Source organism: Bacillus haikouensis, from assembly GCF_013179555.1.
GTDB classification, from domain to species: Bacteria; Bacillota; Bacilli; order Bacillales; family Bacillaceae_B; genus Rossellomorea; species Rossellomorea haikouensis_A.
The window spans coordinates 1-6,763 of the sequence record NZ_JABMCR010000223.1 but is presented as its reverse complement, the minus strand read 5'-3'; the positions used below and the strand labels follow the sequence as shown (position 1 = coordinate 6,763).

8 protein-coding genes and 1 pseudogene are annotated in these 6,763 nt (G+C 42.2%); all 9 read right to left on the bottom strand.

The window, feature by feature from the left end; all coding sequences use genetic code 11:
- Positions 1-300: pseudogene (locus HP456_RS17765) on the bottom strand (primosomal protein DnaI); the annotation flags it as partial.
- Positions 301-311: 11 nt separating this feature from the next.
- The gene (locus HP456_RS17760; RefSeq protein ID WP_172253583.1) at positions 312-1,706 is read right to left on the bottom strand and encodes a replication initiation and membrane attachment family protein; all 1,395 of its coding nucleotides are present in this window, start codon (positions 1,704-1,706) and stop codon (positions 312-314) included.
- A gap of 68 nt (positions 1,707-1,774) precedes the next feature.
- Positions 1,775-2,230, bottom strand: coding sequence for a transcriptional regulator NrdR (nrdR, locus tag HP456_RS17755; protein WP_172253581.1), 456 nt, complete (start codon positions 2,228-2,230; stop codon positions 1,775-1,777).
- An 82-nt stretch (positions 2,231-2,312) separates the two neighbouring features.
- Positions 2,313-2,693: a cytosolic protein gene (locus HP456_RS17750; RefSeq protein ID WP_172253579.1), complete on the bottom strand. Its 381-nt coding sequence runs from the start codon at positions 2,691-2,693 to the stop codon at positions 2,313-2,315.
- A 356-nt stretch (positions 2,694-3,049) separates the two neighbouring features.
- Positions 3,050-3,430: an adenosylmethionine decarboxylase gene (gene speD / locus HP456_RS17745; RefSeq protein WP_172253577.1), complete on the bottom strand. Its 381-nt coding sequence runs from the start codon at positions 3,428-3,430 to the stop codon at positions 3,050-3,052.
- 362 nt (positions 3,431-3,792) lie between these two features.
- Positions 3,793-4,821 (bottom strand): glyceraldehyde-3-phosphate dehydrogenase, encoded by a 1,029-nt coding sequence (locus HP456_RS17740; RefSeq protein ID WP_172253575.1) that lies wholly within the window; start codon positions 4,819-4,821, stop codon positions 3,793-3,795.
- 489 nt (positions 4,822-5,310) lie between these two features.
- A complete protein-coding gene (gene coaE, locus HP456_RS17735; protein WP_172253573.1) occupies positions 5,311-5,916 on the bottom strand; it encodes a dephospho-CoA kinase in 606 nt (201 codons plus the stop codon).
- A gap of 31 nt (positions 5,917-5,947) precedes the next feature.
- Complete coding sequence (gene ytaF, locus HP456_RS17730; RefSeq protein WP_172253571.1) at positions 5,948-6,586, bottom strand: sporulation membrane protein YtaF; 639 nt, start codon at positions 6,584-6,586, stop codon at positions 5,948-5,950.
- Between the two features lie 75 nt (positions 6,587-6,661).
- Positions 6,662-6,763, bottom strand: a 102-nt coding sequence (locus HP456_RS17725; RefSeq protein WP_281358079.1) for a zinc finger domain-containing protein, incomplete at its 5' end; no start/stop codon positions are given.

The window sequence follows — 6,763 nt, the reverse complement described above, 5'->3', positions numbered from 1 at the left end:
CCGGTGATATTCGATATCAATCGTGTTTCCGCGGATGACCAAGTGTGGGTCAAACCCCTTCATCATATTCCTGCACTCCTGAAGAGAAGGGCATTCCCTGCATTCCTTGCTTTGGGAAATATATTCATAAAGCTTCATCAGACTTTCGTTCACCATTTCAGAAGTGACTTGATCACGATTCTTATTGATGAAGTCTCTTACATCGCGATTTTCAAGAATTTCTTTTTTCATTTTTTCATAGCGTTGCTGAAATGAGCCCGATGCAGCCAGTTTTTTTAGGGTGTTGTTGATTCTTTCCACTTATCATTCACCTACTTCCTGAATTTTTTCAGTTCTTCTTCAAGTTTTTTCTTTTCTGCTTCAAAGTCGTAATCATCACTTTCAGAAGAAGCGGGTTTTTCATCCATGATGACTCCCTCTTTAAACCATTCGGGCAGCTTCTCCGTCCGTACCGGTTTTCTTCTGGTGGTTTTATTTTCTTTTTTACCTTGTGCCCACTCGAGGTATTGCTGATGTTCTTTTTTAGCAAGCTCCATCGCTTGTCCGGCTGTCTCCACTTTTTTGCGCGCCCAATGTGAAGCTATTTTTTCCATATAACCTTTCGTGAGTTTCATATCTGTCTTCAAAAGGACATATTGAATGAGCACGTTCATGACACCGACCGGGAGCTTCTGGGACAGCAGTACTTCTTCGACAGCCTGAAGATCTGATTTAGAAGGGTTGCTTCCATTAGAGATATCCGAAAGTACATCCTTCGGAGAAGTCGTTTCGAGATATTCCAGCAGTTCATCTTCCTTGGTAAGCGGTTTGTCCGTTCTTTTCACTTCCCTATCGGGGGATACCCGTGCAGCTAAATCCGGCAGCTTATCCCCGGTTTGCAGCTGGTACCAGTCCCGTGCTGCTTTTCTCAGCATTTCGAGGTCGATTTCATCCTCCGAATCAATAGAGCTCAAGACCAGATTCTTCATTTGCAGAGGTTCGATCCCGTATAAATAACTCAGCTTCTTAACCGTTTCCTTCACCTTCATCGTGAAAGCCTTTCTCGGTACCATTACCTCTGACAGCCCGGAAAGCAGCAGTTGAAAATCAAAATCCACCTCGTCAAGGGGGAGCCCGGAACCGTTCTGATAGTGAATGAATTTCCTGCCTGCATCGGTTTCCGATTCAGTATTTGCATCATGATTCAGGAAATTGATGTTCTGTTCCGATGTGAAAACATCTTGAAATGAGCGGGTAATGTCCCTGTATTGCACCTTGTCAACAGCCTTATCGGTAAAGAATTGCTTTAGACGCATATAATGTGTCCTGCCAATTTTCTGATAAAGATACACATTCAGCATACCGTCATGAAAGAACTCTTGGGGAAGAAGGGGTCTTTGCAATTCATACAGAAAGCTTCGTTCCCCTTCGTTTTTATTCTCATAGACTTTTAAAAGACCAATTCCTTCAAGCTTCAATCTCGCTTCGTATACTTCCTGCAGATTTGCAGAAAGAACGTTCATTAAATGGTAATGAGCGGATTCTGATGACCAGAGCCTGTTTTCCTCCACTTCCCCCCATAGACTCATGTATAAACTATAAGGTGCTGACCCGATCAGAGGCTGATAAAGGAATGTGATAATCTTACGGTCATATTCCTGAAGCATCCCGTTTGTCGCTGCGATGTAGTGATCGATCGGCTGTATTTCATTCCAATGCTTCTTCATAGTCTGATTCTACCTTTCAAAAATATAAAGAGAAAAAGAGCTAAAGAATGTCTCTTCAGCTCACGACTTTACTCTTTTTTTATTAATTCTTTTAATTCATCTATAAATACATTGATATCCTTGAATTGTCGATAGACGGATGCAAACCGTACGTACGCCACTTCGTCTACCTTCGCAAGCTCGTCCATGACCATTTCGCCGATTTTGACGGATTCAATTTCAGAGGTCCCCTGATTTCTGAGCTCTTTTTCGATATCCATCGAGATTTTCTCCAGGCGTTCAAGCGGGACCGGCCTCTTCTCGCAGGCTTTGATCAATCCACGCAGAATCTTTTCACGGCTGAATTCCTCACGAACACCTTCTTTTTTCACGACAATCAACGGAAGTTCCTCCACTTTTTCGAATGTCGTAAACCGGTAGTTGCACTCTTCGCATTCTCTTCGCCTTCTGATTGAGCGTCCTTCATCAGCGGGACGGGAATCGACTACCCGAGTCCCATTATGCTGGCATGACGGGCATTTCATATTATCAGCTCCGTTTTAAATAACTATTACTTCAATCATATAAAAAAGCTGCCGCATACACAAGCATAATAAGGATTTCCCGTTATTTTACCTTTGTCAATTGACCGCCCAGTGCTTGATAATAATGCCTGATCTGCCCTTTCAACACACTATATGTACCGAAGATCTTCCCCTTATCCGCACTGACCTTGAAATCGACTGCCGTTTCCAGGGGACGGACGGTGATCACAGTTGCAACGATAAATAGCCGCGGAGTCCCGTTTTTCCGTACCGTGATTTCCCCTCGTTCCTTGGATTCTGAAATGACCTCATATTCTGAAGAAGAGAATAAGTCAAGTACGGCATTGTATGCTGCTCCATGCATCGATTTATAATACTCTGAACGCAAGCCGGGATCTTCATTCTTATCCGACGTTTCACATTCTGATTGAAATCTTCTTAACAGGGTTCGTAGTCCACTCATTTTCCTGCCTCCCTTTATTTATCTTTATTTTACACGAAAAAGGCAGAGTTGGAAATTGATGATTGTGAAACACGGGGATAAGTGCTTGATAGGAGGGAATTGGAATTGGAGTTGGTTGAATGGCTGGTGGGTGGTTTGGGCGGCAAAATTTGTCGTATTTTGGATAATGGGCGATATATTGGGTTTTTGGATGATAAAACGTAAAAATGGACGATATTCTGAAAAAACGGACGATACAAGCAGTTGTCAGGTATTCAAAATGGGCGAATCCCCCTTACCACCCTTCAGAACCGCACCAAAGTCACTTTGACATGAAAAAGAGATGCATCATCATGCATCCCTTACATTAATCACTATTAAAGTGCTTGAGCCTGTGATTTTTTCACTTGTACAGGACCCATTCCCCTAGGCAGCTCGATTGTTTCACGAGTATCTGCACCAAGAGCATCTGCAATATATTCAGCAGCAATATTAGGATCTAAATCACCGCACGTATATACATCAATACTTGCATAACCATGTTCAGGAAAACTGTGAATGGTCAAGTGTGATTCTGAGATGATCACAACACCGCTCACACCTTGAGGAGCAAATTTATGAAAGGCTACCTCCCGGACTTCAGCACCTGATTTAAGTGCAGCATCTACAAACGTTTTTTCAATTCCAATAACATCGTTAAGTTTTTCGAAATCGCAACCCCACAGTTCCGAGATTACGTGACGACCCATTGTTTCCATTGATCGTTTCCCCCTTTGACATAATTTTTTTCGTCAAAATGAACAAATCCCTCGGCAAAATCTTAACTACCACGGGGGAAAGTTAGTCCGAAGAGGTCCTAACCCTTTAAGTAGCTAAATCAGTATTCATCTGCTTTTAAGAAGTTCACGAAAAATAGTATACTTTGTTTAATATTCTTTTGCAATAAATTTTTAAAAACTTTTTCAAACTCTATCGGGTTTACAGCAGTTGTTTTAGTTTCATGCGCATCCTTCCTGGGTGATCAAATCAGGTTACGATCATTGCTTATGTAGAAAGGCAAAAGAAAGAACGCCCGGCGGGGACGTTCTATTGGTATACCTTATCGTTTTTGTTGATTCTTTCAAACATTCACTTCTGTTTTGGCATCCATTTTTGAGGCGACAAATTTTGCCAGGTCGACTACACGGCAGGAGTAACCCCACTCATTGTCATACCACGCAAGCACTTTCACTTTACGGTCTCCCATTACCATTGTCGATAATCCGTCGATGATAGCCGAATGCGGATTTGTATTGAAGTCAATGGAAACTAACGGTTCAGTTGTATATTCGACGATCCCGTTTAAAGAACCCAATGACGCTGTAATGAATGCCTCATTGATTTCTTCAGCTGTAACATCTCTTTTCACGTCTACCACAAGGTCGACAAGTGACACATTTGGGGTAGGTACGCGAAGGGCCATACCGTGCAGCTTGCCTTTTAATTGAGGAAGCACGAGAGACAGCGCTTTAGCGGCTCCTGTTGTTGTAGGAATGATCGATTGCCCGCATGCTCTTGCCCTTCTCAAGTCTTTGTGAGGATTATCAATGTTCTTCTGATCATTTGTATATGCATGAACCGTCGTCATCAGACCGTTCTCAATTCCAAATTGTTCATCCAGCACTTTAGCTACAGGAGCCAGGCAGTTTGTCGTACAGGATGCATTTGAAATAATGGAATGCTCTTCGATATTTAATGCGCTTTCATTTACACCCATGACAATCGTGATATCTTCATTTTTTCCTGGTGCTGTGAGGATGACTTTCTTAGCGCCGGCTTCCATGTGAAGACTTGCTTTATCCTTGGAATTAAATTTACCTGTCGCCTCGATTACAATATCAATGCCTAATGCTTTCCAAGGTAATGCTTTCGGATCACGATCACTTAATAATTGAACTCGTTTCCCGTTTACGATAATGGCATTCTCTTCAGTCAGTACTTCGGCATCGAATGTACCGTGATTTGTGTCATACTTAATCAGATGTGCCAATGTTGTCGCTGGATAACTTGCATTAATAGCAACAACCTCTAAGTTCTCTTCCATAATCGCTTTTCTGAAAACCATTCTTCCAATGCGTCCAAAACCGTTAATCGCAATTTTCGCCTTCATAAATCCGGCTCCCCTCTATATTAATGTTATACTTATATGTTTATTAACTAAAAATAGTATAACATATTCAGAGAAATAGTTAATAAGTAATTTGCTGATTTTTAATGTTTTATTATTCTGACAAATTATATTCTACGTTCATGTGAAAAATGATGGATACATTAATAAATTCCTCGGTTAATTGCTCTTAAACATATTTATGAAACGCATTCAAGTACATAAAGAGGCAAGAATAAACACCTATTTAAAGGTGAACATTTCAGTGTTGACTCTAAAGATTTCTGGGCAAGACTTTGCGCCCGCAAACCTCCTCGGTCGCTCCTGGGGGGCTCACATGTTCAGCTCCAATCAACCGCTGGAACAAGCTAAAAACTAAATGGACATTTTATAAATCTAAAAAAATACCCGAACTAATATGAATCCTTGAATTCAAATTAGTTCGGGTTTTACTTAGACTAAAACACTGTTGTCCCAGCCTCTTGTTAAGCATTATGGTCTTAGATTCCAGTCATTTATTATCATGTCGAGCTGTTTTTCCGATTCCTCAATCGTTCCATTATTGTTGATAACAGCATCAGCGAGTCCGACTTTATCTTTCAGTGGAAACTGGGAAGCGATTCGTGAAGATGCTTCTTGTTTGGTGAATTGATTTCGTTTCATCAGCCTTGACAATTGCGTTTCTTCATCTACATATACGACGATCGTCCGGTCGACCATCCAAGTCAGTTCACTTTCAAACAGAAGCGGAATGTCCATGATGATCGTGTTTTTTCCCGAAGCGGCGGCTTGATCCTTCTCTGACAGCATCAGTCCGCGCACGGCAGGATGAACGATGCCATTCAGTTTTTTTCTCATTTCTTCATTGCGGAATACAATAGTTCCGAGCTTTGCACGGTCTATCGTTTCACTCTCCTCATGCAGGATGCCTTTGCCGAATTCCTCAACAATCGCAAGGTAAGCCGGCTGCCCTGTCTCCACGACTTTCCTTGCAGCAAGATCAGCGTCTATAACCGTATACCCTTTCTGCTCAAGCATGTTTGAGACAGTACTTTTACCGCTTGCGATACCGCCTGTCAATCCTAGAATAATAGCCATATGTCAATTCCTTTCTACATTGCCTTTTCAATTAAAAACGCAGAATTCCTATAAGTATCAACAATACGCCCGGCAGGAAGGAAACACGGTGGATCCATTTCAAATGGGAGAAGAACTGCCCCATCTTCAAGCCTGATAATAAAAAGATAAAGCTCATAAAAAGAATGGCCAGTGCCAGTAGAAGCGGGGAGAAATTCAGCAGCGCTGCTCCGATCCCTGCCCCAAAAGCATCGAGCGATAAGGCGATCCCGAGCATGAACGCTTCAATTCCTGTAATCGTTCCCGACCTGTCAAAATCTGCTGTCAGCGGTCTCCTGAGGATTTGAATAACTAATCCGATAGACTTGATTTCAAAATTGATCAGTGTTTTCTCTTCTGACTGGTTCACTTCTGAACCTTTTTCCGGTCTGAAGAACTGATAAAGAACAACGGCACCGATCAAGACGAGGATCAGCCCGCCAATACGGCCTGCCCAAACCGGGGATAAAATGGATTGAATCGTATCTCCTACCATCATCGCGGCAAGCAGCGAGCTTGCCGAGCAAACCGATATGATACTGATTGATTTTAAAGGAATTTTCACTTCTCGTAATCCGTACGTCAAACCGGTACTAAAGCTGTCAAGACTTACCGCAAATGCAAGCAGTAATAAGGCGAAGGTTTCAGTCATCTAATAGCCCTCCCAAAAATCATTACAATACTATATGGCAAGGGCTTATCAGATGTTAAATGTGTTCAGGCTCGTTCATAATTTCTGGCAGCGGGGACAATAATGGGTCCCCCTTCCTGCCGATACCTTTTTCTCGATTGGTTTCCCGCATATCCTGCAGTCCTCATCTTTCCGGCT